Source organism: Curtobacterium sp. MCBA15_016, from assembly GCF_001865105.1.
Classification (GTDB): Bacteria; Actinomycetota; Actinomycetes; order Actinomycetales; family Microbacteriaceae; genus Curtobacterium.
In genome coordinates this window covers 1-20,831 of sequence record NZ_MJGR01000004.1, presented here as the reverse complement: position 1 = coordinate 20,831, position 20,831 = coordinate 1, and the positions used below count along the sequence as shown (strand labels likewise).

The window sequence follows — 20,831 nt, the reverse complement described above, 5'->3', positions numbered from 1 at the left end:
TAGCATTTCTCGTGCCATGACGACGACCATGACGACACGACGACGGGGGAGCACCGCGGTGGCCGTGCTCGTCGCAGGGACCTTCTTCATGGAGCTCCTCGACGGCACCATCCTGGCCACGGCCGCTCCCGCGATGGGCCGGGACCTCGGCGTCGACTCGGCGGCCATCGGCGTGGCGATCACGGCGTACCTGGTCACCCTCGCGGTGTTCATCCCCGTGAGCGGATGGTTGACCGACCGGATCGGCTCGCGGACGGTGTTCGCCGGCGCGATCGTCCTGTTCACCGTGGCGTCGGGGCTGTGCGCCCTCTCCACCGGGCTCGTCGACCTGACGATCTGGCGCATCGTGCAGGGGCTCGGCGGCGCGCTGATGGTCCCCGTCGGGCGGCTCGTCGTCCTGCGGAGCGCCGGACGCGAGCAGCTCGTCACGGCCATCGCGATCCTGACCTGGCCGGCCCTCGCCGCGCCGATCATCGCGCCGTTCGTGGGCGGCGTGCTCGTCGACACCCTCACGTGGCACTGGATCTTCCTCATCAACATCCCGCTCGGGGTCATCGCGTTCGTCGCCGCGCTCGTCCTCGTGCCGCAGGAGCGGGCGTCCGAGCGGGTGCCGTTCGACTGGTTCGGGTCGCTGCTCGCCTGCTTCGGCCTCGGGTCGCTCGTGGTCATGGCGTCCCTGCTCGCCCTCGACCGCGTGCCCGTCCTGGCGGTCGTGCTCTCCGGCGTCGTCGGGGCGGTCGGCTGCTGGCTGGCGATCTGGCACTTCCGCCGGGCACCGCACCCGATCATGGGGCTCGACTCGTTCCGGCTCGAGACCTTCCGGGTGTCGCACGCCGGCGGCAGCCTGTTCCGCCTGGCCGTCTCCGCCGTGCCGTTCGTCCTGCCGCTGCTGTTCCAGGACGCGTGGGGGTGGAGCGCCGTGCTCGCCGGGTCCGCCGTGCTGTGGGTCTTCGTCGGCAACCTCGGCATCAAGCCCATGACGACGCCGTTCCTCCGCTGGTTCGGGTACCGGCCGGTGATCATCGTGTCGAGCGCGGTCGCGGCGCTGAGCGTCGTCGCGATGGTGTTCATGACCGAGGACACCCCGTTCTGGCTCCTCGCCGTGCTCCTCGTCGTCAGCGGTGCGGCGCGGTCGGTGGGCTTCACGGCCTACAACACGATCGCGTTCGCCGACGTCGAGCAGGCGGACATGACCCCGGCGAACACGCTCTCGTCGACCCTGCAGCAGACCGCCGCCGGGTTCGGTGTAGCGGTCGGCGCCGTGGTCATCCGGGCCGCGTCGGGCCTCGGCGGATCCGGTCCGTACGACGCCGCGTTCTGGGTCATCGCCGCCCTGCTCGTGGTGGCCTGCGTCGAGGGCGTCCTGATGAGCCGTACAGCCGGCGAGACCGTCCGCCCCGCCCGCCGCGTCCGGGCCTGAGCGCGCATCGTCCGTTTTCCCCGCGGTCACACGCACGAAACCGAGGCCGCGCTACAGTCTCAGCAACAGTCCGCGAACGCCGAGTACGGTTGCCGCGGCAGGGCGACCGGAAACGCCCGGAACAGGAAGGCAGCATGGCCGCGCCAGAGCAGCAGGGGACGATCACAGCCGAGACGGCCGTGGAACCGACCGGGTTGCGCGTCGTCAGCTACAACCTCCGCGAGCACACCGCGAACGGCGAGCTCGCCTCCCTGGCTGAAGCGTCCCAGGCCGACGTCATCTGCGTGCAGGAGTGCGACAGCAACGACCTCGCCCCCTCGATCGCCGGCCTCTCCCTCGCCGCGTCGACCAAGGCGAACCGGCTCGGCCTCGCGATCTACAAGCGCGACGACCGGTTCGAGGTCGAGGACTTCAGCATCCACTCCCTGCAGAAGTCGCTGCACGACCGGGTCCTCGCGCCCGCGCACGAGCGCCTGATCGCCATGCACCTGCGCGACAAGGAGGTCGACGCCGAGGTCATCGTCGCGTCCTTCCACGCCTCACCCCTCACCGCCACGAACTCGCTGCGCCGCAAGCAGATCGAGGCGGCGCACCAGTTCGTCCGCGAGCTCTCGAACGACGCCCCGGCGATCATGGTCGGCGACTTCAACTACCCCTGGTTCCAGACGAACCTGCGCCGGAAGATCGAGCAGCACGGGTTCGCGCTGTCGCTCTCCGACCAGCCGACGTACCTGCGCTACCGCAAGTTCACGGGGCACTTCGACTTCGCGACGAGCGTGGGGCTGCACATCGCCGGCGTGGAGACCCTGCCCGCGGGCATCTCCGACCACCGGCCGATCCTGGTGCGTGCGCACTACGAGCACCCGGGCGCGACGGGCACCGTCGCCACCGTGGAGTCCCCGGCCGCCTGACGCGCCACGTCCGGCCGCCCGGCACCCATTCGTCCTGCGTAGTCGTCGGCCGAGCGGGCAGAACGCGCCGCGTGCGTCCCGCGCGGTCGTCCGCCGAGCGGGCGGAACGCGCCGCGTGCCGCGCGCGTGGTCGTCCGCCGAGCGGGCGGAACGCGCCGCGTGCGTCCCGCCGAGTGGGCGGAACGCGCCGTGTCAGCGCGGTGAGCGTGACGAAGAGTGCCCGCTCGGGGAGCGCCCCGCGCCCAGCAGGCGACGCACAGGAGGCGCGGTGCCGGTCTCGTGGACCGGCACCGCGCCTCCTGGCGGTCGCCTTCCGGGCGCGCGCGTGCCCCGCGCGTCAGCGACGCAGGGTCGCCCGCGCCAGCCGGTTGCCGATGAACTGGCCGAGCTGCACGATGATGACGATCGCCGCCACCGACACGTACACGATCCACCAGTCGTACCGCTGCGACCCGTACGTGATCGCGTACTCGCCGAGTCCACCGCCACCGATCAACGCCCCTTGCGCCGTCATGTCGACGATGCCGATGTAGATGAACGTGTAGCCGAGGATGAGCGGTCCGAGGCCCTCGGGGATGAGGACCGTGAGCAGGATCGACAGCGGGTGCGCTCCCGATGCCCGTGCCGCCTCGACGACGCCGGGGTCCACCGACAGCAGGTTCTGCTCGACGATCCGGGACACCGCGAACGACGCCGCGAGCGAGATCGCGAAGGTCACCGCGGGGACGCCGATCGTGGTCTGCACGACCACGCGGGAGAGCGGGGCGATCGCCGCCAGGAAGATCACGAACGGGATCGGCCGGACGAGGTTCACGACCACGTTGATGATCGTGTACGCGGCCCGGTTGCCGAGCAGGTTGCCCGGGCGGGTGGCGTACAGGGCGAGCCCGAGCGCGAGGCCGATGATGCCGGCGATGACGAGCGACACCAGGGACATCACGATCGTGTCGCGGACGGACGCGACGAAGACGTCGAACGTGTCGATCACGCTCTGGAACGAGTTGTTCACGCTGCCCCCTCCTCGTCGGTGGTGATGCGCGCGGCACGGAGGGCCGCGACGGCCGCGTCGATCTCGGACGGACGGGCCGCGGTCAGCTCGTAGGTGAGCGACCCGATCCGGCGTTCCCGGATCTCGCCGACCCCGCCGTAGACGAGCTCGGCGGTCACCCCGGCGGAGCGGAAGACCTGGTCGATGCGGTTCTGCAGCCCGGCCTCGTCGGTGATCTGGACCGTGACGAGGCGACCGGGGTGCCGTTCGCGCAGCCGCGCGACGGTCTCCGCCGAGGGCCGGTCGTGCAGGGCGGTCCGGACGAAGCGCTGGGCCGCGCCGGTCTGCGGGTTCGCGAAGACGTCGTAGACGTCCCCGACCTCGACGACGCGCCCCTGCTCCATGACGGCGACGCGGTCGGCGATCTGTCGGACGGCGTCCATCTCGTGCGTGATGACGATGATCGTGACGCCGAGCTCCTTGTTCACCCGGCGGAGGAGCCCGAGGACCTCGGACGTGGTCTCGGGGTCGAGCGCGCTGGTCGCCTCGTCGGCGAGGAGCAGGTCGGGCGACGCCGCGAGCGCCCGGGCGATCCCGACGCGCTGCTTCTGCCCGCCGGAGAGCTGTTCGGGGTAGGCGTAGGCGCGGTCGAGGAGCCCGACGAAGTCGAGCAGCTCGGCGACCCGGCGGTCCCGTTCCTCCTTCGGCACGCCCGCGACCTTGAGCGGGTACGCGACGTTGCCGGCGATGGTGCGCGACCGGAAGAGGTTGAACTGCTGGAAGATCATCCCGATGTTGCGCCGTGCCGTCCGGCGGTCCCGCTCGGGCAGCGCCGTGAGCTCGTTGCCGGCGACCGTCACCGACCCGGACGAGGGCAGCTCGAGTGCGTTGACGAGCCGGACGAGCGTGGACTTGCCGGCACCGGAGTACCCGATGACGCCGAGGACCTCTCCCTGGTGCACGTCCAGGGAGACGTCCTCGACGGCCACCACGGTCTCGCCGGTGTCGGCGCGGCGGTAGTGCTTCGAGACGCCGCGGAGTTCGACGAGGACCGGCACTACTGCTTGGCCGCCTTCGCGTCCTGCTCGACCTTCGCGAGTTCCTCTTGCAAGGAGGACGCGCTCTCGTCGCGGCTGACCGCCTCGGGCAGGTCCTTCTTGAAGACCTTCTGCACGGACTCGTCCTGGAAGAGCTTCGCGAGGTCGAGGTAGGTCGTGTTGTCCTTGTCGGCGTTGCGCACGGCGAAGACGTTGACGTACGGTGCCGCGCTCGCGCTCGAGGGGTCGTCCTGGTAGATCGCGTCGGAGATCGGCAGGCCGGCGGCGGTGGCGTAGTTGTTGTTCACCACGGCGGCCGCGACCGAGCCCTGCTGCAGGGCGTTCGCCGTCTGCGAGGCGTTCAGCGGCTGGACGTCGACCTTCGACGACTCGATGTCGGTGGTCGTAGAGAAGGCCGACCCGCCGTCCTTGAGCGTGACGAGCTTCGCCGCCTGCAGGATGAGCAGCGCGCGGGCCTGGTTGATCGAGTCGTCCGGGATCGCGACCTTGGCGCCCTCGGGCAGGTCGGCGACGTCGTCGTACTTCGTCGCGTAGAGCGGCAGCGGGTAGACGGCCGTCGAGCCGATCGGCTGCAGGTCGTCGTTCGAGGTGACGTTGTAGTCGGCCAGGTACTGGATGTGCTGGAACTGGTTGAGGTCCAGCTGCTTGTCCTTGAGCGCCGGGTTCGGCAGCGAGTAGTCCGAGAAGTTGGTCAGCTTGACCGTCACGTTGAGCTTCGACTTCGCGAGCTTCGTGTAGGTGCTCCAGTAGGAGAGCGACTTGTCCGCGACGCCGATCGTGACGGTCTTCGGCGAACCACCGGCGGCAGCGCCGTCGTCGGACCCGCCGGAGCGGACGGCGCCGACGATGAGGGCGACGACGATCGCGACGACGACCACCGCGGCGGCGATGATCCAGCCGATCGGGCGCTTGCCCTTCGGCTTCTCGGGCAGAGCGGGTGCAGCGGACATGTCGGAGCTCCTCGTGGGCAGTGCTGTGGGGGTCCGCGGTGGTCCGCGGCGTGCAGTCGAGTGTGACGGGCCGCCCGGCACGGTGCGAGTTCCGTTCCGCCGTGTTACATCGCTGTCACACGGTTCATTGGTTCACTCGGTACGTGCGCAGTCTCGAACTCGTCCTCGATCCGTCGTCGGACGCCGCCGTGCGCGCCGCGTGGGACGCGCTGGTCCGTGCGGACCTGCCGAGCCTCGGACGGTCGGACACCAACAGCCCCCACGTCACGCTGGCCGCGGGCGACGACCTCCGGATCCCGAGCGGGTTCGACGTGCCGGTGCCGTCGCGGCTCCGGCTCGGTGGCGTCCTGCTGTTCCCCGCGGGACCCGGGCGCTCGGTGCTCGCCCGCGCGGTGGTCGTCGACCGTGCGCTCGCCGCGTTCCACGAGGCGGTGCACCGGGCGTCCCCGGGAGGCGTCGAGACCACGTCGCCGGGGGCGTGGTCGCCGCACCTGACGTTCGCGCGACGGGTCCGGGACGAGGACCTCGGTGCGGCCGTCGCGGCGCTCCGCGGGACCCCGCTCCCCGATCTCGTGGTCGGTGGCGTGCGGTTCTGGGACGGAGAGTCCAGGACGGTCACGCCGGTCGGGTGACGCGGGTTCGGCTCACGTCCGCGTCGTGACGATGGCCCAGGAGGCGCGGCTCACGTCCCCAGGACCCGCTCGCCGAACGACGACGCGAACGTCCGCTCCGGGTCGGCCGCCGCGACGAGGTCGCGGAAGTCGGCCAGCCGCGGGTACAGCCCGGCGATCGCGGCCGTGTCGAGGGAGCTCATCTTGCCCCAGTGCGGTCGTCCGTCGAACGGTGCGAGGAGCGCCTCGAGGTCCGGGAGCAACGCGGCCACCTCGACCGGGTGCTTCTGCCACGTGAACGCGATGCAGAGCACGTCCTCGCCCTGCGTCGGGCTCAACCAGAACGGGTCCGCCGCCATCGTGCGGAGCTCGCAGACGTGCAGGTGCGGCTGGATGCGGGCGGCCATGGTCCGGACGGCGTCGAGCGCCGCACCCGCGTGCCGGAGCGGGACGAAGTGCTCGCTCTGCACCTCGGAGCCGTGGCTCGGCACGGAGTCGATCGGGAAGTGCGGCAGCCGGTCCCACCACGGCCCGACCGAGCCGTCCCGGGCGGTGTGGTGTCCGTCGCCGGGCGAGCCGGGCAGCCGGGGCGCGCCGAACAGCTCGTCCGGGACGGCCACGTCGTCGTCGCCGTCCGGCACGCGCGACTTCAGCAGGACCTCGCCCACCGTGTCGCCGAACACCGTGTACGAGCAGACGGACGTCGCGGCGGCGTGGACCTCGGCGACGTGGGCGGTGAAGGTGTCCCACGGGATCGGTCCGTAGGTGTCCTGGCGCATCCGGTAGCTCGGCTGGACGTCGAGCGTGACCCGGGTGAGGACGCCGAGCAGGCCGAGGTGGAGCACGGCGCCGTCGAACGCCGGGTCGTCGTGGCCGATCGTCCGTGCGGACCCGTCGGGCCCGAGCACCTCGAACGACCGGACCGCGGTGCTCAGTGACCCGAGTGCGGTGCCGGAACCGTGCGTCCCGGTCGCGATGGCGCCGGCGATCGAGATGTGGGGGAGCGACCCCGTGTTGTGCAGCGCGAACCCGGCGCGGTCGATCTCGGGCGCGACGACGCCGTAGCGGGTGCCGGCGCCCATCGTGACCGTCCGTCGCTCGGCGTCGACCTCGAGGTCGGTCGGGATCCCGGTGAGGTCGAGCAGCACGCCGGGGGCGTCCGGCGCGTCGTTGAACGAGTGCCGGGTGCCGAGACCGTGCACCCGGGGCGACCGGGCGACGATCTCGGCGGCCTCGTCGATCGACGTCGGGCGGAGGACCCGTTCGGCCGTGTAGGTGACCGTGCCGGACCAGTTCAGCTCGCTCGTCGTCGACCGCATGACGCCCACGATGCCACGCGCACCCCGGCGCGTGCGGTTCCCGTCAGTGCATCGACGGGGCGGGGGCACCGTCCGGGGTCGCCGGGCGTTGCACGAGGGAGCACATCACGATCCCGAACAGCGAGATCACCGCGCCGACGAGGAACGCCGTCCGCACGCCGGAAGCCGTGGCCTCGGCGAGGCCCGCGGCGCCGCTCCCGGCCGCCGCACCCGAGGCACCGATGGTGAGGAGCGTGACGAACAGCGCCGTGCCGGCGGCTCCGGCCAGCTGCTGCGCCGTGCCGAGGACCGCGCTGCCGTGCGAGTAGAGCTTCGGGGGCAGCCCGCCGAGCGCCGCGGTGAACAGCGGCGTGAAGGTGAGGGCGAGCCCGATGCTCAGGACGACGTGGGCGCCGAGGACGAACCACACGCTGGTGTCGACGCCGACGGTCGAGAGCGCCCAGAGGACGGCGCTGACGATGATCGAGCCCGGGATGAGCAGGACCCGCGGACCACGGCGGTCGTAGACGCGACCGACGATCGGGGACAGCAGGCCCATGATGAGGCCGCCGGGCAGCAGGAGCAGGCCGACGTTCAGGACGTCGAGCCCGAGGACCCGCTCGAGGTAGATCGGCAGCAGGATCAGCGTGCCGAACATCGCCATGAAGCTCAGGCCCATCGCGACGATCGGGACGGTGAAGCCCTTCGTCTGGAAGGTGCGGAGGTCGAGCAGGGCGCGGTCCGCACGCTGCAGCCGGGTCTGCCGGAACACGAACAGGGCGAGGGCGAGGGCGCCGACGACGAGGGAGACGATCGGCACGAGCGGCCCGGTGGTGCCGGCCTCGCCGATGCTCGAGAGGCCGTAGACGATGCCGCCGAACGCGAAGGCGGACAGCACGACCGAGAGCACGTCGAGCGGGGCCTTGCGGGGCGTCGACACGTTGCGGACCTTGACCATGCCGAGGATCAGCGCGGCGATGGCGATGGGCAGCACGAAGCCGAAGAGCCAGCGCCACGAGAAGGCGTTGAGGATGAGCCCGGAGATGGTCGGACCGATCGCCGGGGCGACGGAGATGACGATCGAGATGTTGCCCATCACACGGCCTCGGTGCGCCGGTTCGATGAGCGTGAGGACCGTCGTCATGAGCAGCGGCATCATGATCGCCGTCCCGCTGGCCTGCACGATGCGCCCGAGCAGCAGCATCGAGAACCCGGGCGCGAGCAGCGCGATCAGGGTGCCGGCCGAGAACAGGCTCATCGCCCAGACGAACACCGGCCGGGTGTTGAAGCGCTGCAGCAGGAACCCGGTGATCGGGATGACGACCGCCATGGTGAGCAGGAAGCCCGTGGTGAGCCACTGGCCGGTCGCGGCGCTGATGTCGAGGTCGTCCATGAGCCGCGGGAGCGCGACACCCATGATCGTCTCGTTGAGGATCACGACGAACGCCGAGACGAGCAGCAGCCCGATCACGAGTCGGGTCTCGCCGGCGGAGGGCTGCGCGACGCTCCCGGTGCGGGGTGCGGAATCGACGGCCTGGGTCATGCGGGGCTCCTGGTGGATCACGACTGGTGGAACGAGGGGGCGCCATGGGCGCAGACAGGGCAACCGCCTGAGTGGATTCGATTATTCCGCTTCGGTCCGACATCCGTCGACGTCGGGCGGCGACCGGGTCAGTGCAGGATCGCGAAGCCGTCGACGTCGCCGTGCGGCACCACCGCGCGGCAGGTCACGTCGGTGACCTCGGCGGACGGCGGGCCGGTCCGGATGAACGTCATCAGGGCGTCGACCGCGGGGGCCGGACCCTCGGCCTCGACCTCCACCGTGCCGTCGAACAGGTTCCGGGCGTACCCGGCGAGTTCGAGCCCGTCGGCCTTCCGTGCGGTCCAGTACCGGAAACCGACCCCCTGGACCGTCCCCGACACGACGGCGTGCATCCTCGTCACCGTAGTCATGCGGCTCAATGTAGGCGCGCGGTCCGACCAGGAGTTTTCGACGCTGTTTCCGTCTCGTGAAACCCGGTGATAGTGTCATCCCAACCCGAACACTTCGAGTCATCATGACACTTACTCCCGAGCTCCCCATCCGCGTCGCGGTCTCCACCGTGATCGTGGCGCTGCGCCCGCACCCGGACACCGGGGCGCCGGCGCTGTGGATGCCGCTCGTGCGTCGGGTGGCCGAACCGTACGAGGGGGCGTGGGCGCTCCCTGGGGGTTGGGTGCGCCCGGACGAGGGGCTCGAGGACTCCGCCGCGGCCCGCCTCCGCGAGACCACCAACGTGCAGCCGCGCTACCTCGAGCAGCTCTACGCCTTCGGCGACGTCGACCGCTCGCCGAGCCGCGTCGTGTCGATCGTGTACTGGGCACTCGTCCATCCGGACGAGGCGAGCTCGGTCCCGGACGACTGGAACGTGCGGTGGTTCCTCGCCGACGAACACCCGCCGCTCGCCTTCGACCACGACCGGATCGTCGCGTACGCGCTCTGGCGGCTCCGCAACAAGATGTCGTACTCCCGGATCGCCCAGGCGTTCCTGGGGGACCGGTTCACCCTCGCCGAACTCCGCGGGGTGTACGAGGCGGTGCTCGGGCGTGCGCTCGACCCCGCGAACTTCCGTCGCCAGGTCGAGAAGACCGACGCGATCCTGCCGACGGACGAGACCACGAGCGGGGACCGGCACCGGCCGGCCCGGCTGTACCGCTCGAACCCCGACCTGGCCTACGCGGACAACGGTCCGCTGCAGCAGGGCAAGAAGCCGTAGAACCGAAGGAACACCCGTGTCCATCGCCACCACCATCGAACTGATCTCCAACGGTCAGGCCGCCGGCAGCACCTGCACGCCCGACCTGGCGATGCCGACGTGGGACTTCGACTCCCGGCCCGGCTACGGCCCCGGCTCGTCGATGTCGGACGTCATCCCGACCTCGGCACCCCGGCAGGGCGTCATCCCGGACGAGTACCGGAACGCCCCGGACGACGAGCTGCACGAACGCATCGAGCGGGCGAAGGCCACCCTCGGCGACCGCGTCGTGGTCCTCGGGCACTTCTACCAGCGCGACGAGGTCGTGCGGCACGCGGACTTCCTCGGCGACTCGTTCCAGCTCGCGAACGCCGCGCTGACGAAGCCCGACGCCGAGGCCATCGTGTTCTGCGGCGTGCACTTCATGGCCGAGACCGCGGACATCCTCGCCCGCGACGACCAGCGCGTGATCCTGCCGAACCTCGCCGCGGGCTGCTCGATGGCCGACATGGCCGACATCGACAGCGTCGAGGCGGCGTGGGCCGAGCTCGAGCAGGTCTACGGCACCGAGCCCGACGCCGACGGCCGCGTGCCGGTCATCCCCGTCACGTACATGAACTCCGCCGCCGACCTCAAGGCGTTCTGCGGGCGGCACGGCGGCATCGTGTGCACGTCGTCGAACGCCGCGACCGTCCTCGAGTGGGCGTTCGAGCGCGGACAGCGCGTGCTCTTCTTCCCCGACCAGCACCTCGGCCGGAACACCGCCAAGGCGATGGGCATCAGCACGGACCTCATGCCGATGTGGAACCCGCGGAAGCCACTCGGCGGCAACGACGAGCAGACCCTGCAGGACGCCAGGGTCGTCCTCTGGCACGGCTTCTGCTCGGTGCACCGCCGCTTCACCGTCGACCAGATCGACCAGGCCCGTCGCGAGCACCCCGGCGTGCAGGTCATCGTGCACCCCGAGTGCCCGATGGCCGTCGTCGACGCCGCCGACCACGCCGGCAGCACCGACCTCATCCGGAAGACCGTCGCGGCCGCCACCGAACCGACCACGTTCGCGATCGGCACCGAGATCAACATGGTGAACCGGCTCGCCGCCGAGTACCCGCAGCACACGATCTTCTGCCTCGACCCGGTGGTGTGCCCCTGCTCGACGATGTACCGGATCCACCCCGGCTACCTCGCCTGGGTCCTCGAGGCGCTCGTGCGCGGCGAGGTCCTCAACGAGATCGTCGTGCCGGCCGACGTCCAGGCCGACGCCAAGGTCGCACTCGAGCGCATGCTGGCCGCCCGACCCACGGTCTGACCGTGCACGTCGTCATCGTCGGCTCCGGCATCGCCGGACTCACCGCAGCGATCCGCGCGAGTGCCCGTCACGACGTCACCCTGGTGACGAAGGGCGCGCTCGCCGACGGCGCGACGGCCTACGCGCAGGGTGGCGTCGCCGTCGCGCTCGGCGCCGACGACTCCGCGTCGCTCCACCAGGCGGACACCCACGTGGCGGCAGCGGGCAGCGCCGACGCCCGCGCCGTCGAGGTGCTCTGCACCGACGGCCCCGCACGGGTGCGTGACCTGCTGTCGCTCGGCGTCCCCTTCGACCGCACCACCGACCCGACGAGCCTCGACCGGTACGGCGACGACCTGGCCCGCGGGCGCGAGGCGGCGCACGGCCGGTGGCGCGTCGTGCACGCGGACGGCGACGCGACCGGGGCCGCCATCGAGCGCACCCTCATCGCCGCCCTGCACCGCCGGCACGTCACCATCCTCGAACGGACCTGCCTCGTCGACCTCGTGGTCCGGGACGGCTCGGTCGTCGGGGTCGACGTCCTCGACCTCCTCGGCGAACCCCGGCGGATCGACGCGGACGCCGTCGTGCTCGCGTCCGGTGGCGCCGGACACCTGTTCCGCGAGACCACCAACCCGCTCGTCGCGACGGGCGACGGGCAGGCAGCCGCCTGGCGTGCCGGTGCCGTGCTGGCCGACCTCGAGTTCGTGCAGTTCCACCCGACCCGCCTCGCGGTCCCCGGCGGCGGGCTCGTCTCCGAGGCGGTCCGTGGCGAGGGAGCGGTGCTCCGTGACGCACGAGGGCACCGCTTCATGGTGGACGTCCACCCCGACGCCGAGCTCGCCCCCCGCGACGTCGTCGCCCGGGGCATCGCGGCCGCCGTCCGGGAGCAGGACGGAGGGCCCGTGCTCCTCGACGCGACCGGCCTCGACCCCGCCTTCCTCGTCCGGCGCTTCCCCGGGCTCACCCGTGCCACCCGGTCCGCCGGCTTCGACTGGACCCGCGAGGGCGTCCCCGTCTCCCCGGCCGCGCACTACTCGATGGGCGGGGTCGCCACCGACGCCGAGGGACGGACGAGCCTGCCCGGCCTCCTCGCGATCGGCGAGGTCGCCTGCACGGGCGTCCACGGCGCCAACCGGCTCGCGTCGAACTCGCTGCTCGAAGGACTCGTCTTCGCGGTCCGCGCAGCGGACGCGCTCGACGTGCCGCGACCCGGCAGACTCCGCCTGCGCGGCGACGCGGGTCTCCCCGTCACCAGCGTGCCGAGTGCGACCGACGTGATCCGCGCCTCCCGTCCCCTGCTGCCAGGAGGCGCGGCTCGACCCACCGACGCCGCCGACGTCCGCCAGGCGGTCCAGTCCGTCATGACGGACCGGGTCGGGCTCCTCCGCGACGCGAGCGGTCTCGCGAGCGCACGACGCGACCTGGCAGCCCTCGTCGCGCCCGAGCCGACCGGCGTCCGTGACCTCGAGGACCGGGCACTGCTCGACCTCGCCCGGGTCACGGTGCTCGCCGCCGAGGCCCGGACCGAGTCCCGTGGGGCCCACGCCCGCACCGACCACCCCGACACCGATCCAGCAGCCCCCGCGTCGACCGCGTGGGTCGCCCAGCACACCGCCGTCCCGCAGGAGGTACCCGCATGACCGTCGACCCCGGAACGATCCCCCCGCACGCCCTCCGACGCGTCATCGACACCGCGCTCGAGGAGGACGCCCCCTGGGGCGACGTCACGAGCGAGACGCTCATCCCCGCAGACGCCACGGCGACCGCGACCCTGGTGGCGCGCGAGCCCGGCGTCCTCAGCGGGGGCGACGTGTTCGTCGCCGTGATGCACGCGGTCGACCCGACGATCGACGCGGTCCTGCACGTGCCGGACGGCAGCCGGTTCACCGCGGGCGACGTCCTCGCGACCGTGAGCGGTCCCGCCCGGTCGGTCCTCCGTGCCGAGCGGGTCGCACTGAACCTCGCCCAGCGGATGTCCGGCATCGCCACGGCGACCGCGACCTACGTGGCGGCCGTCGCCGGCACCCGTGCCCGGATCGTCGACACCCGCAAGACCACGCCCGGTCTGCGGGCACTGGAGCGGTACGCCGTGCGGTGCGGCGGCGGGCACAACCACCGGACCTCGCTGTCCGACGCCGTGCTCGCGAAGGACAACCACCTCGCCGTGCTCCTCGCCGGCGGTATCGGCATCGGGGACGCGATCGCCGCGGCCCGCGAGCGGCTCGGGCACACCGTCCACCTCGAGGTCGAGGTGGACCGCATCGACCAGATCGAGCCCGTCGTGGCGGCCGGCGTCGACACGATCATGCTCGACAACTTCACCACCGACCAGCTCGAGGCCGGCATCCAGGTCGTCGCCGGGCGAGCCCTCGTCGAGGCCTCCGGCGGGGTGTCCCTCGACACCGTCGCCGCGATCGCCGCCACCGGTGTCGACGTGATCTCCGTCGGGGCGCTCACCCACTCGGCGCGGGCACTCGACCTCGGGCTCGACGTCGACGTGGCCGTCGGCGTCTGACGTGTTCTACCTGGACCGCGCGGCCACGACGCCCGTGCGCCGCGAGGTGCTCGAGGCGATGTGGCCGTACCTCACCGGGACCTTCGGCAACCCGTCCTCCACGCACGGGGTCGGCGACGCCGCAGCCCGGGGCCTCGCCGACGCCCGCGCCACCGTCGCCGCGGTGCTCGGGTGCCGCCCGGCCGAGGTCGTGTTCACCACCGGCGGGACCGAGGGTGCGAACACCGCCGTGAAGGGCATCGCCCTGGCGTCCCCGCGCGGTCGCCACGTCGTCACCAGCGCGATCGAGCACGAGGCGGTGCTCGAGAGCTGCCGGTACCTCGAACGGTTCCACGGGTTCGACGTCACGGTCCTGCCGGTCGACCGCGACGGGGTCGTCGACCCGGACGTCCTCGCGGCAGCGCTCCGACCCGACACCACCCTCGTCTCGATCGCGCACGCCGACAACGAGATCGGGACGGTGCAGGACGTGCCGGCGCTCGCCGCGGTCGCGCACGCCGTCGGGGCCCGGTTCCACACGGACGCCGTCCAGTCGGCGCCGTGGCTCCCGGTCGGGCTCGACGTGCTCGGCGTCGACGCGGTGTCGGTGTCCGGGCACAAGCTCGGCGCACCGAAGGGCACCGGCGTGCTCGCCGTCCGGTCCGGCGTGGCGCTCGAACCGCTGCTGCACGGTGGGGGACAGGAGCGGGGGAGACGCTCCGGCACCGAGGACGTCGCGGGTGCCGTCGGCGTCGCCACGGCCTTCGCGCTCGTCGCCGCGGGCCGGGACGACGCGGCCCGGACCGCGACCGCCACCCGGGACGCCGTGCTCGACGGGGTGCTCCGGTCGGTGCCCGGGGCGTTCGTCACCGGGTCGCGGACGTCGCGGCTGCCCGGCCACGCGTCGTTCTGCTTCCCCGGGGTGAACGGCGAGACGGTCCTGCTCGAGCTCGAGGAGCGCGACGTCGTGTCGTCGTCCGGGAGCGCCTGCGCGGCCGGCAGCACCGAGGCCTCGCACGTGCTCACGGCGCTCGGCCTGTCCGACGAGGTCGCCCGGACGGCGCTGCGTCTGACGTTCGACGCCGGCCTGACCGCGGCGGACGTCCCGGTGGTCGTCGATGCCGTCGCCGCAGCCGTCGCGGCCGTCCGCGCCCTCGCCTGACACCCGACAGGGGTGTACTAGACGTTCTACTCCATGAGTGGGGTCGTGTCCCCCCTTTTGCGGACCGACGAAGTGCGCCAGAGTGTTCACATGGCAAACGCGATGACGACTCGGGTCCGGCAGGAGGACCACTTCCGGGCGGTCCAGCTCCTCCCCGCACCCGCGACCGTCCTCGCGCTCGTCCTGGCCGCGCAGCACGACCTCGGCACCGCCCCGCTCGGGCTCATCGCCGTCGTCGGAGCACTGGCGACCATCGGGAGTGCCCTGCTCCCCATGGTCCGACCCGCCGCGGCCCGACGGTCGATGCCCGCACCGACCGAGACGGACCGGTACCGAGAGGACACCGAACACCCTTGAGGACCAGCACCGTCGAGTCCGACCCCTGCGGACTCGCCGGTGCGACGAGCCGGACCAGGTTCCCTGACCTGCGTCCGGCGCGGGGCACGACACCCCCTGATTCGTCGTGCTCCGCAGCACCTGTGACCCGTCGTGGGCGCGGGCGTCGCTTCCCCTGTGCGATGCCCGAACCCCCTGTGCCCACGGCGGGTCCCGGTGCGCTGCTCCGCGCCCACGAGCCCGGGCGCTCGCACTAGCGTGGGACCGTGCCCTCCTACCGTGTGACCCTCGCCGTCGGAGCGCTCGCACCCGGCACCGCCCCGGACGCCGTGCTCCCCGAGGCCGCCCGGCTCGTCGCCGAGCTCGTGGTGGTCGAGGCGCAGGACGTCCGGCTGCTGCGCGGGGTCCCGTGCGCAGTGGTCCGGTTCGAGTCGCCGTCGGACGACGTGGCCGATGCCGTCGCCGAGCACGCGGCCACCGGGCTGCGAGCGACGGCCGAGGTGCTGTCCGTCGTCGTCACCCGCCGTGACGGCGGTCGCTGGACCCCGATCGCCTGAGGCGACGAGGAGGACGCGTCGTCAGCGCGGCACCGGCGCGACCGTCCCCGGCCAGACGTAGTCGAGGTCGTCCGGCACGTCGGGGAACAGCGGCCGGTAGTGCTCCGGCGCCTTCTGCACGAGCTTCGACCGGTGCGAGCGGTGCACGGCGGGGTCCGCGTTCCACGACGGCACCGGGTAGTCGGCCCGCTCGTACGCGTCGAGGTCCTCGGGGACGAGCGCGAGGTCGGCGAGGGTCTTCTCCAGACAGGTGTCGGCGTACCCGCGGTCGGTCCACGCGCGGCACGTGGCCTGCTGGTACGCCATCAGCGCCGGACGGTACCCACGCCACATCGCCACGACGGGGTGGTGCTGCCAGCCGTAGTCCGGCAGCGTCAGTGCCCGCATCACCTGCAGCGTCTCGACCCGTTGCTTGCCGAGCCGCCGGTCGTCGAGCACCTCGGCCGAGGCGCGGAAGTCCGGGTACGGCAAGAACGTCTGCATGGCGCGGACGGTACGCGGCGGCGCTGGAACCCGACACATGCCGTCACACGCCGACCGCCGGGAGTCCAGGCGTGTGAGCATCGAGCACATGAGCGGAGAACTCGTCGTCGGCGTCAGTGGCAGCCCCTCGGACCCCTCGCGGACGTCCACCCTGGTGGCTGCGACGGTGGCGCGCCTCGGGCAGGAGATCGACGACGCCCGCACCGAGACCGTCGAGATCGGGCCGCTGCTCGCCGACCTCGGTGCGGCACCGTCCCGCGAGGCGATGTCGGACCGCACGCGACGCGCACTCGAGACGGTCGAGGCGGCGGACGTCCTCGTCGTCGGCAGCCCGGCGTTCCGTGCCGCGTACTCCGGTGCGTTCAAGCTCTTCTTCGACTGGATCGGGCAGTACGACCTCGTCGACACCCCGGTGCTGCTCACCGCGACCGGCGGGAGCGATCGGCACGCCCTGCTCGTCGAGCACCAGATGCGGCCGCTGTTCGGCTTCTTCCAGTCGACGACGCTGCCGATCGGCGTCTTCGGCAACGAGCGGGACTTCGCCAAGCGCGAGGGCGGCTACGACATCGCGAACGTCGACCTCGAGCTCCGCATCGACCAGGCCGTGCAGCGGGCGCTCCCGATCATCCGCGGGGGCTTCGCCACCGCTGCCGCCACCGAGGTCCGGCGCCCCGCCGACTTCTGACCCGCAGCCCGCCGTGCGGCGGCGCGGCGCACGCGTCAGGGCGTGGGGACCGCGATCGTCTCGCCCGATGCCGCCGAGCGACGCGCCGCGTCGAGGACGTCCACCACGTGCACGGCGTCATCCGCGGGCACCGGCACCGGCCCGAGTCCCCGGACCGCACGCGCGAACCGCTCGTAGTAGTCCGTGTACGAGCTCTGCGACGACGGGACCTCGACCGCCCCCGCCGCCGTCGTGAGCGTCCCGCCGGCCGGCTCGACGCCCCACCCGGCACGGTCGTCGGCCGGTGTGTGCCCCGCGACCGCGGCCTGCGCCTGCACGTCGGTGCTCGAGGCCTCGTACGTCCCGTCGACCCCGTCCACGCGCAGGCGACGAGCGCCCAGCCAGCCCGCCTTGTTCGACGTCAGGACGGACTCCACGCCGGAGCCGTGCGTCGCCGCCAGGGTGAACCCGGCATCGATGTCGCCGTCCTGGTCGCGTCCGAGCGCGCGGGCGTCCCGGACGTCGAGCGTGCACGACACCCGCGAGATCGGTCCGAACAGCGACACCGCCTGGTCGACCAGGTGCGACCCGATGTCCGAGAGCACGCCGCCCCCGACGCCGGTCGCGATGCCCTCGCGTTCGACCAGGTCGAACCGCGACCAGAACCGCAGCGGCGTGCCGACCCGTCCGTCCTCGAGGACCCCGCGCAGCGTCACGAGGTCGGTGTCCCACCGGCGGTTGTGGAAGGGCGCGATGACGACCCCGGCCTGCGCGGCGGCGTCGCGGAGCTCGCGTGCGGTCGACGGATCGGGTGCGAACGGCTTGTCCGCGACCACGGCGACGCCGGCCGCGACCGCTTCGAGCACGAGGTCGCGCCGGGTCGACGGGGGAGTGGTGATCACGACGGCGTCGACCCCGGCGGCCAGCAGGTCGCCGAGCGAGTCGTGCACGGGGACGCCGGGCAAGTCGGACGCGAGCTGTTCCCGCTTGTCGGACGAGCGGGCCACGACGCCCACGAGGTCGGTCCCCTCGGCGTCCGTCAGGAACGGCCGGTGGAAGGCCCGCCCGCCGATGCCGTAGCCGACGAGCCCGATGCGCACTTTGTCCATACATAAGAACATAGCGCGCGATGCCCACGGACGGAACGTTCCAGCGCTCGGACGGGAGGCGCGGTGCAGGCCCGACCCGCGCCTCCTGGAACTGACTCAGCCGAGCAGGGACGCGACGTGCGCGACCGCCAGGCGGTAGCCGTCCGCACCGGCGCCGGCGATGACGGCCGTCGCGGCCGTCGCGACGTGGTCGACGTGCCGGAACGGCTCCCGCTTCCACGTGTTCGAGAGGTGCACCTCGACGACCGGCACCGACAGTGCCTCGACCGCATCGTGCAGCGCGACCGAGGTGTGCGCGTAGGCGGCGGGGTTGATCACGACGCCCACGAAGTCGTCGAGTGCCTCGTGCAGCCACTCGACGAGCTCGCCCTCGCGGTTCGTCTGCCGGAAGTCCGCCTCGAGCTCGTGCACCGCGGCCTCGGTGTGCACGATCGCCTCGATCTCGGCGAGCGTCACCGTGCCGTACTGGTCCGGGTCGCGCCGTCCGAGGATGTCGAGGTTCGGGCCGTTGAGGACGAGGATGCGCGGCTGCTCGGTCATGGCAGGAGCCTACCGAGCGCCCGCAGTCGCATTGCGGGTGCGATGCATACCTCGGCTATGTGAACGGTCACAATTCGGTGTAACGTTCCCGTCCGGGTCGGCGGAGTTGTCGATCGCAACACACTGACGTGGAGTTTGAATGGTTCTCGCTGCAGCGAACAACGGGATCCGGCTCGATCTGGGCTGGGTCGACTACCTGATGATCATCGTGTACTTCGCGGTCGTCATCGGGATCGGTTTCACCGCCCGGAAGCAGGTCCGGACGAGCATGGACTTCTTCCTGTCGGGCCGCTCGATGCCCGCGTGGATCACGGGCCTCGCGTTCGTGTCCGCGAACCTCGGCGCGACCGAGATCCTCGGCATGGCCGCCAACGGGGCCCAGATCGGCATGGCGACCCTGCACTACTACCTGGTCGGTGCCGTGCCGGCCATGGTGTTCCTCGGGCTCGTGATGATGCCCTTCTACTACGGGTCCAAGGTCCGCAGCGTGCCGGAGTTCATGCTCCGCCGCTTCGGCAAGGCCCCGCACCTGGTGAACTCGATCGCGTTCGCGGTGTCGAACGTGCTCATCGCCGGCATCAACCTCTACGCCATGGCCATCGTCATCGAGGCGATGCTCGGCTGGCCGGAGTGGCTCGCGATCATCGTGTCCGCGGGCTTCGTGCTCGTCTACATCACCCTCGGGGGGCTCTCCAGCGCGATCTACAACGAGGTCATGCAGTTCTTCGTGATCATCGCCGGCCTCATCCCGCTGACGATCGTCGGTCTGCACCGTGTCGGTGGCTGGAGCGGCCTCTCGAAGGCCATCACCGAGACCCAGGGCGTGCAGCACCTGCAGGCGTGGGCCGGCACCGGCTTCGGCGACGTCACGAACCCGATCGGTGCGAACTGGCTCGCGATCGTGCTCGGCCTCGGGTTCGTCCTCGGTTTCGGCTACTGGACGACGAACTTCACCGAGGTGCAGCGCGCGTTCTCGGCGAAGAACATGTCCGCCGCCCGCCGCACCCCGCTCATCGCCGCGATCCCGAAGCTCTTCATCCCCGCGATCGTCGTCATCCCCGGCCTCATCGCCGCGGCCGTCGTGGGCAACCAGTTCGCCTCGGGTGCCCTCGACTACAACGACGCGATCCCGAAGCTCATCCAGATGTACCTGCCGACCGGTGTGCTCGGCGTCGCGGTCACGGGTCTCCTCGCCTCGTTCATGGCCGGTATGGCGGCGAACGTGTCGTCGTTCAACACCGTCTTCACGTACGACATCTGGCAGCGCTACATCAAGCCGAACATGCCCGACGTGCACTACCTGAAGACCGGGCGCTGGGTCACCGTCGTCGGCGTGCTCGTCGGCATCGCGACCGCGTTCATCGCCGCGCAGGCGTCGAACATCATGACGTACATGCAGACGCTGTTCTCGTTCTTCAACGCGCCGCTGTTCGCCGTGTTCATCCTCGGGCTGCTCTGGAAGCGGATGACCACCGCCGGTGCGCTGTGGGGCTACATCCTCGGCATCGTGACGCCGACGATCACGTGGATCGCGTACCTCGTCAACCCGGACCTGTTCGCCACCGCGACCGCCGAGACCCTCTACGGCGCGATCATCTCGTTCGTCACCGTGCTCGTCGTCGGGTTCGTCGTGTCGATGGTCACGAAGCCGAAGGACGAGAAGGAGCTCGGCGGGCTGGTGTACGGCGTCGGCAAGATCGACCTGCACAGCGACTCCGTCGCGACCGACACCGCCTGGTACCGCTCCCCGGCGCTGCTCGGCACCGTCGCACTGATCCTGTGCGTCGTCCTGTACCTCCCGTTCCTCTAGGCCCGCGAAGACCCGCGAAGGAGATCTCCCATGAGCGACACCAACACCGCCATGACCGAGGAGCAGAAGGCCGCCCTCGTCCGCTCCACCCGACGACTCGACCTGCGTCGCATCCTCGGTGGCCTGTTCGTCCTGTACGGCGTCATCGTGACCATCGTCGGCATCGTGCACTGGAACACCGACCCCGAGAAGACCGGTGGCATCCACATCAACCTGTGGGTCGGGCTGTCGATGCTGGTCGGCGGGCTGCTCTTCTTCCTCTGGGACCGGCTGAACCCCGTCCCGGCGGAGGACATCATCGGCCAGGCCGAGGCCGAGGAGCACCAGAAGGCGGCCGGCGAGGGCCGCGAGCTCGCGTGATCAGCTGAGCTGACCGACGGACGGGAGGCGCGGTGCCGGCTGGCACCGCGCCTC

22 protein-coding genes are annotated in these 20,831 nt (G+C 71.6%); 13 read left to right on the top strand and 9 right to left on the bottom strand.

Annotated elements, in window-relative coordinates; translation table 11 throughout:
• Positions 1-16 precede the first annotated feature (16 nt).
• Positions 17-1,420, top strand: coding sequence for an MFS transporter (locus BIV03_RS02700; protein WP_071294558.1), 1,404 nt, complete (start codon positions 17-19; stop codon positions 1,418-1,420).
• Between the two features lie 134 nt (positions 1,421-1,554).
• On the top strand, positions 1,555-2,331 hold the full coding sequence (locus BIV03_RS02695) for an endonuclease/exonuclease/phosphatase family protein (protein WP_083403156.1): 777 nt from the start codon (positions 1,555-1,557) through the stop codon (positions 2,329-2,331).
• A gap of 337 nt (positions 2,332-2,668) precedes the next feature.
• Here the strand turns inward: BIV03_RS02695 and BIV03_RS02690 are convergent, their stop codons facing one another.
• Genes BIV03_RS02690 through BIV03_RS02680 form a run of 3 tightly spaced genes read right to left on the bottom strand, consistent with a single transcriptional unit; the run spans position 2,669 to position 5,327 of the window.
• Positions 2,669-3,340, bottom strand: a complete 672-nt coding sequence (locus BIV03_RS02690; RefSeq protein ID WP_254790696.1) for a methionine ABC transporter permease — start codon at positions 3,338-3,340, stop codon at positions 2,669-2,671.
• A complete protein-coding gene (locus tag BIV03_RS02685; RefSeq protein ID WP_071294557.1) occupies positions 3,337-4,377 on the bottom strand; it encodes a methionine ABC transporter ATP-binding protein in 1,041 nt (346 codons plus the stop codon). Before BIV03_RS02685 ends, BIV03_RS02690 begins: the two co-directional genes overlap by 4 nt.
• On the bottom strand, positions 4,377-5,327 hold the full coding sequence (locus tag BIV03_RS02680) for a MetQ/NlpA family ABC transporter substrate-binding protein (RefSeq protein WP_071294556.1): 951 nt from the start codon (positions 5,325-5,327) through the stop codon (positions 4,377-4,379). The genes BIV03_RS02685 and BIV03_RS02680 overlap by 1 nt, the downstream gene beginning before the upstream one ends.
• A gap of 143 nt (positions 5,328-5,470) precedes the next feature.
• On the opposite strand from BIV03_RS02680, the gene BIV03_RS02675 reads away from it, so the two are divergent.
• Positions 5,471-5,959, top strand: coding sequence for a 2'-5' RNA ligase family protein (locus BIV03_RS02675; RefSeq protein ID WP_071294555.1), 489 nt, complete (start codon positions 5,471-5,473; stop codon positions 5,957-5,959).
• A 50-nt stretch (positions 5,960-6,009) separates the two neighbouring features.
• On the opposite strand, the gene BIV03_RS02670 is transcribed toward BIV03_RS02675, so the two are convergent.
• The 3 genes from BIV03_RS02670 to BIV03_RS02660 form a co-directional block, all read right to left on the bottom strand.
• Positions 6,010-7,257: a D-arabinono-1,4-lactone oxidase gene (locus BIV03_RS02670; protein ID WP_071294554.1), complete on the bottom strand. Its 1,248-nt coding sequence runs from the start codon at positions 7,255-7,257 to the stop codon at positions 6,010-6,012.
• A 43-nt stretch (positions 7,258-7,300) separates the two neighbouring features.
• Positions 7,301-8,779, bottom strand: a complete 1,479-nt coding sequence (locus tag BIV03_RS02665) for an MDR family MFS transporter (RefSeq protein ID WP_083403165.1) — start codon at positions 8,777-8,779, stop codon at positions 7,301-7,303.
• A gap of 128 nt (positions 8,780-8,907) precedes the next feature.
• Complete coding sequence (locus tag BIV03_RS02660; RefSeq protein WP_083403155.1) at positions 8,908-9,171, bottom strand: acylphosphatase; 264 nt, start codon at positions 9,169-9,171, stop codon at positions 8,908-8,910.
• Between the two features lie 122 nt (positions 9,172-9,293).
• Between BIV03_RS02660 and BIV03_RS02655 the strand changes: the two genes are divergently transcribed.
• The 7 genes from BIV03_RS02655 to BIV03_RS02625 all read left to right on the top strand — a co-directional run bounded on the left by BIV03_RS02655 (position 9,294) and on the right by BIV03_RS02625 (position 15,811).
• Positions 9,294-9,992 carry an NUDIX domain-containing protein gene (locus tag BIV03_RS02655; protein WP_070418308.1) on the top strand — a complete coding sequence of 233 codons (699 nt, stop codon included), beginning with the start codon at positions 9,294-9,296 and terminating at the stop codon, positions 9,990-9,992.
• Between the two features lie 16 nt (positions 9,993-10,008).
• Entirely contained in the window at positions 10,009-11,280 is a 1,272-nt protein-coding gene (gene nadA / locus BIV03_RS02650) for a quinolinate synthase NadA (protein WP_071294552.1), read from the top strand.
• A gap of 2 nt (positions 11,281-11,282) precedes the next feature.
• Positions 11,283-12,902 carry an L-aspartate oxidase gene (gene nadB, locus BIV03_RS02645; protein WP_071294551.1) on the top strand — a complete coding sequence of 540 codons (1,620 nt, stop codon included), beginning with the start codon at positions 11,283-11,285 and terminating at the stop codon, positions 12,900-12,902.
• Positions 12,899-13,777: a carboxylating nicotinate-nucleotide diphosphorylase gene (nadC, locus tag BIV03_RS02640; RefSeq protein ID WP_071294550.1), complete on the top strand. Its 879-nt coding sequence runs from the start codon at positions 12,899-12,901 to the stop codon at positions 13,775-13,777. Before nadB ends, nadC begins: the two co-directional genes overlap by 4 nt.
• Before the next feature lies 1 nt (position 13,778).
• Entirely contained in the window at positions 13,779-14,918 is a 1,140-nt protein-coding gene (locus BIV03_RS02635; RefSeq protein WP_071294549.1) for a cysteine desulfurase family protein, read from the top strand.
• A 90-nt stretch (positions 14,919-15,008) separates the two neighbouring features.
• A complete protein-coding gene (locus BIV03_RS02630) occupies positions 15,009-15,275 on the top strand; it encodes a hypothetical protein (protein ID WP_070418313.1) in 267 nt (88 codons plus the stop codon).
• Between the two features lie 245 nt (positions 15,276-15,520).
• On the top strand, positions 15,521-15,811 hold the full coding sequence (locus tag BIV03_RS02625; protein WP_071294547.1) for a hypothetical protein: 291 nt from the start codon (positions 15,521-15,523) through the stop codon (positions 15,809-15,811).
• A gap of 21 nt (positions 15,812-15,832) precedes the next feature.
• Here the strand turns inward: BIV03_RS02625 and BIV03_RS02620 are convergent, their stop codons facing one another.
• Entirely contained in the window at positions 15,833-16,294 is a 462-nt protein-coding gene (locus BIV03_RS02620) for an MSMEG_6728 family protein (protein ID WP_071294546.1), read from the bottom strand.
• A gap of 88 nt (positions 16,295-16,382) precedes the next feature.
• On the opposite strand from BIV03_RS02620, the gene BIV03_RS02615 reads away from it, so the two are divergent.
• Positions 16,383-16,979, top strand: a complete 597-nt coding sequence (locus BIV03_RS02615; protein WP_071294594.1) for an NAD(P)H-dependent oxidoreductase — start codon at positions 16,383-16,385, stop codon at positions 16,977-16,979.
• 35 nt (positions 16,980-17,014) lie between these two features.
• On the opposite strand, the gene BIV03_RS02610 is transcribed toward BIV03_RS02615, so the two are convergent.
• On the bottom strand, positions 17,015-18,067 hold the full coding sequence (locus BIV03_RS02610; protein ID WP_071294545.1) for a Gfo/Idh/MocA family oxidoreductase: 1,053 nt from the start codon (positions 18,065-18,067) through the stop codon (positions 17,015-17,017).
• Between the two features lie 96 nt (positions 18,068-18,163).
• Entirely contained in the window at positions 18,164-18,607 is a 444-nt protein-coding gene (gene aroQ, locus BIV03_RS02605; protein ID WP_070418316.1) for a type II 3-dehydroquinate dehydratase, read from the bottom strand.
• Positions 18,608-18,746: 139 nt separating this feature from the next.
• Here aroQ and BIV03_RS02600 point away from each other — a divergent pair, with 139 nt between their 5' ends.
• Complete coding sequence (locus BIV03_RS02600) at positions 18,747-20,417, top strand: sodium:solute symporter family protein (protein WP_071294544.1); 1,671 nt, start codon at positions 18,747-18,749, stop codon at positions 20,415-20,417.
• Positions 20,418-20,447: 30 nt separating this feature from the next.
• Complete coding sequence (locus BIV03_RS02595; protein WP_071294543.1) at positions 20,448-20,777, top strand: hypothetical protein; 330 nt, start codon at positions 20,448-20,450, stop codon at positions 20,775-20,777.
• Positions 20,778-20,831 lie beyond the last annotated feature (54 nt).

Coding starts and splice junctions, on each gene's coding strand:
- BIV03_RS02600 (WP_071294544.1), top strand. CDS start 18,747: ATGGTTCTCGCTGCAGCGAACAACGGGATCCGGCTCGATCTGGGCTGG.
- BIV03_RS02670 (WP_071294554.1), bottom strand. CDS start 7,257: ATGCGGTCGACGACGAGCGAGCTGAACTGGTCCGGCACGGTCACCTAC.
- BIV03_RS02615 (WP_071294594.1), top strand. CDS start 16,383: ATGAGCGGAGAACTCGTCGTCGGCGTCAGTGGCAGCCCCTCGGACCCC.
- BIV03_RS02680 (WP_071294556.1), bottom strand. CDS start 5,327: ATGTCCGCTGCACCCGCTCTGCCCGAGAAGCCGAAGGGCAAGCGCCCG.
- BIV03_RS02610 (WP_071294545.1), bottom strand. CDS start 18,067: ATGGACAAAGTGCGCATCGGGCTCGTCGGCTACGGCATCGGCGGGCGG.
- BIV03_RS02620 (WP_071294546.1), bottom strand. CDS start 16,294: ATGCAGACGTTCTTGCCGTACCCGGACTTCCGCGCCTCGGCCGAGGTG.
- aroQ (WP_070418316.1), bottom strand. CDS start 18,607: ATGACCGAGCAGCCGCGCATCCTCGTCCTCAACGGCCCGAACCTCGAC.
- BIV03_RS02655 (WP_070418308.1), top strand. CDS start 9,294: ATGACACTTACTCCCGAGCTCCCCATCCGCGTCGCGGTCTCCACCGTG.
- nadC (WP_071294550.1), top strand. CDS start 12,899: ATGACCGTCGACCCCGGAACGATCCCCCCGCACGCCCTCCGACGCGTC.
- BIV03_RS02660 (WP_083403155.1), bottom strand. CDS start 9,171: ATGCACGCCGTCGTGTCGGGGACGGTCCAGGGGGTCGGTTTCCGGTAC.
- BIV03_RS02695 (WP_083403156.1), top strand. CDS start 1,555: ATGGCCGCGCCAGAGCAGCAGGGGACGATCACAGCCGAGACGGCCGTG.
- BIV03_RS02630 (WP_070418313.1), top strand. CDS start 15,009: ATGGCAAACGCGATGACGACTCGGGTCCGGCAGGAGGACCACTTCCGG.
- BIV03_RS02700 (WP_071294558.1), top strand. CDS start 17: ATGACGACGACCATGACGACACGACGACGGGGGAGCACCGCGGTGGCC.
- BIV03_RS02665 (WP_083403165.1), bottom strand. CDS start 8,779: ATGACCCAGGCCGTCGATTCCGCACCCCGCACCGGGAGCGTCGCGCAG.
- BIV03_RS02595 (WP_071294543.1), top strand. CDS start 20,448: ATGAGCGACACCAACACCGCCATGACCGAGGAGCAGAAGGCCGCCCTC.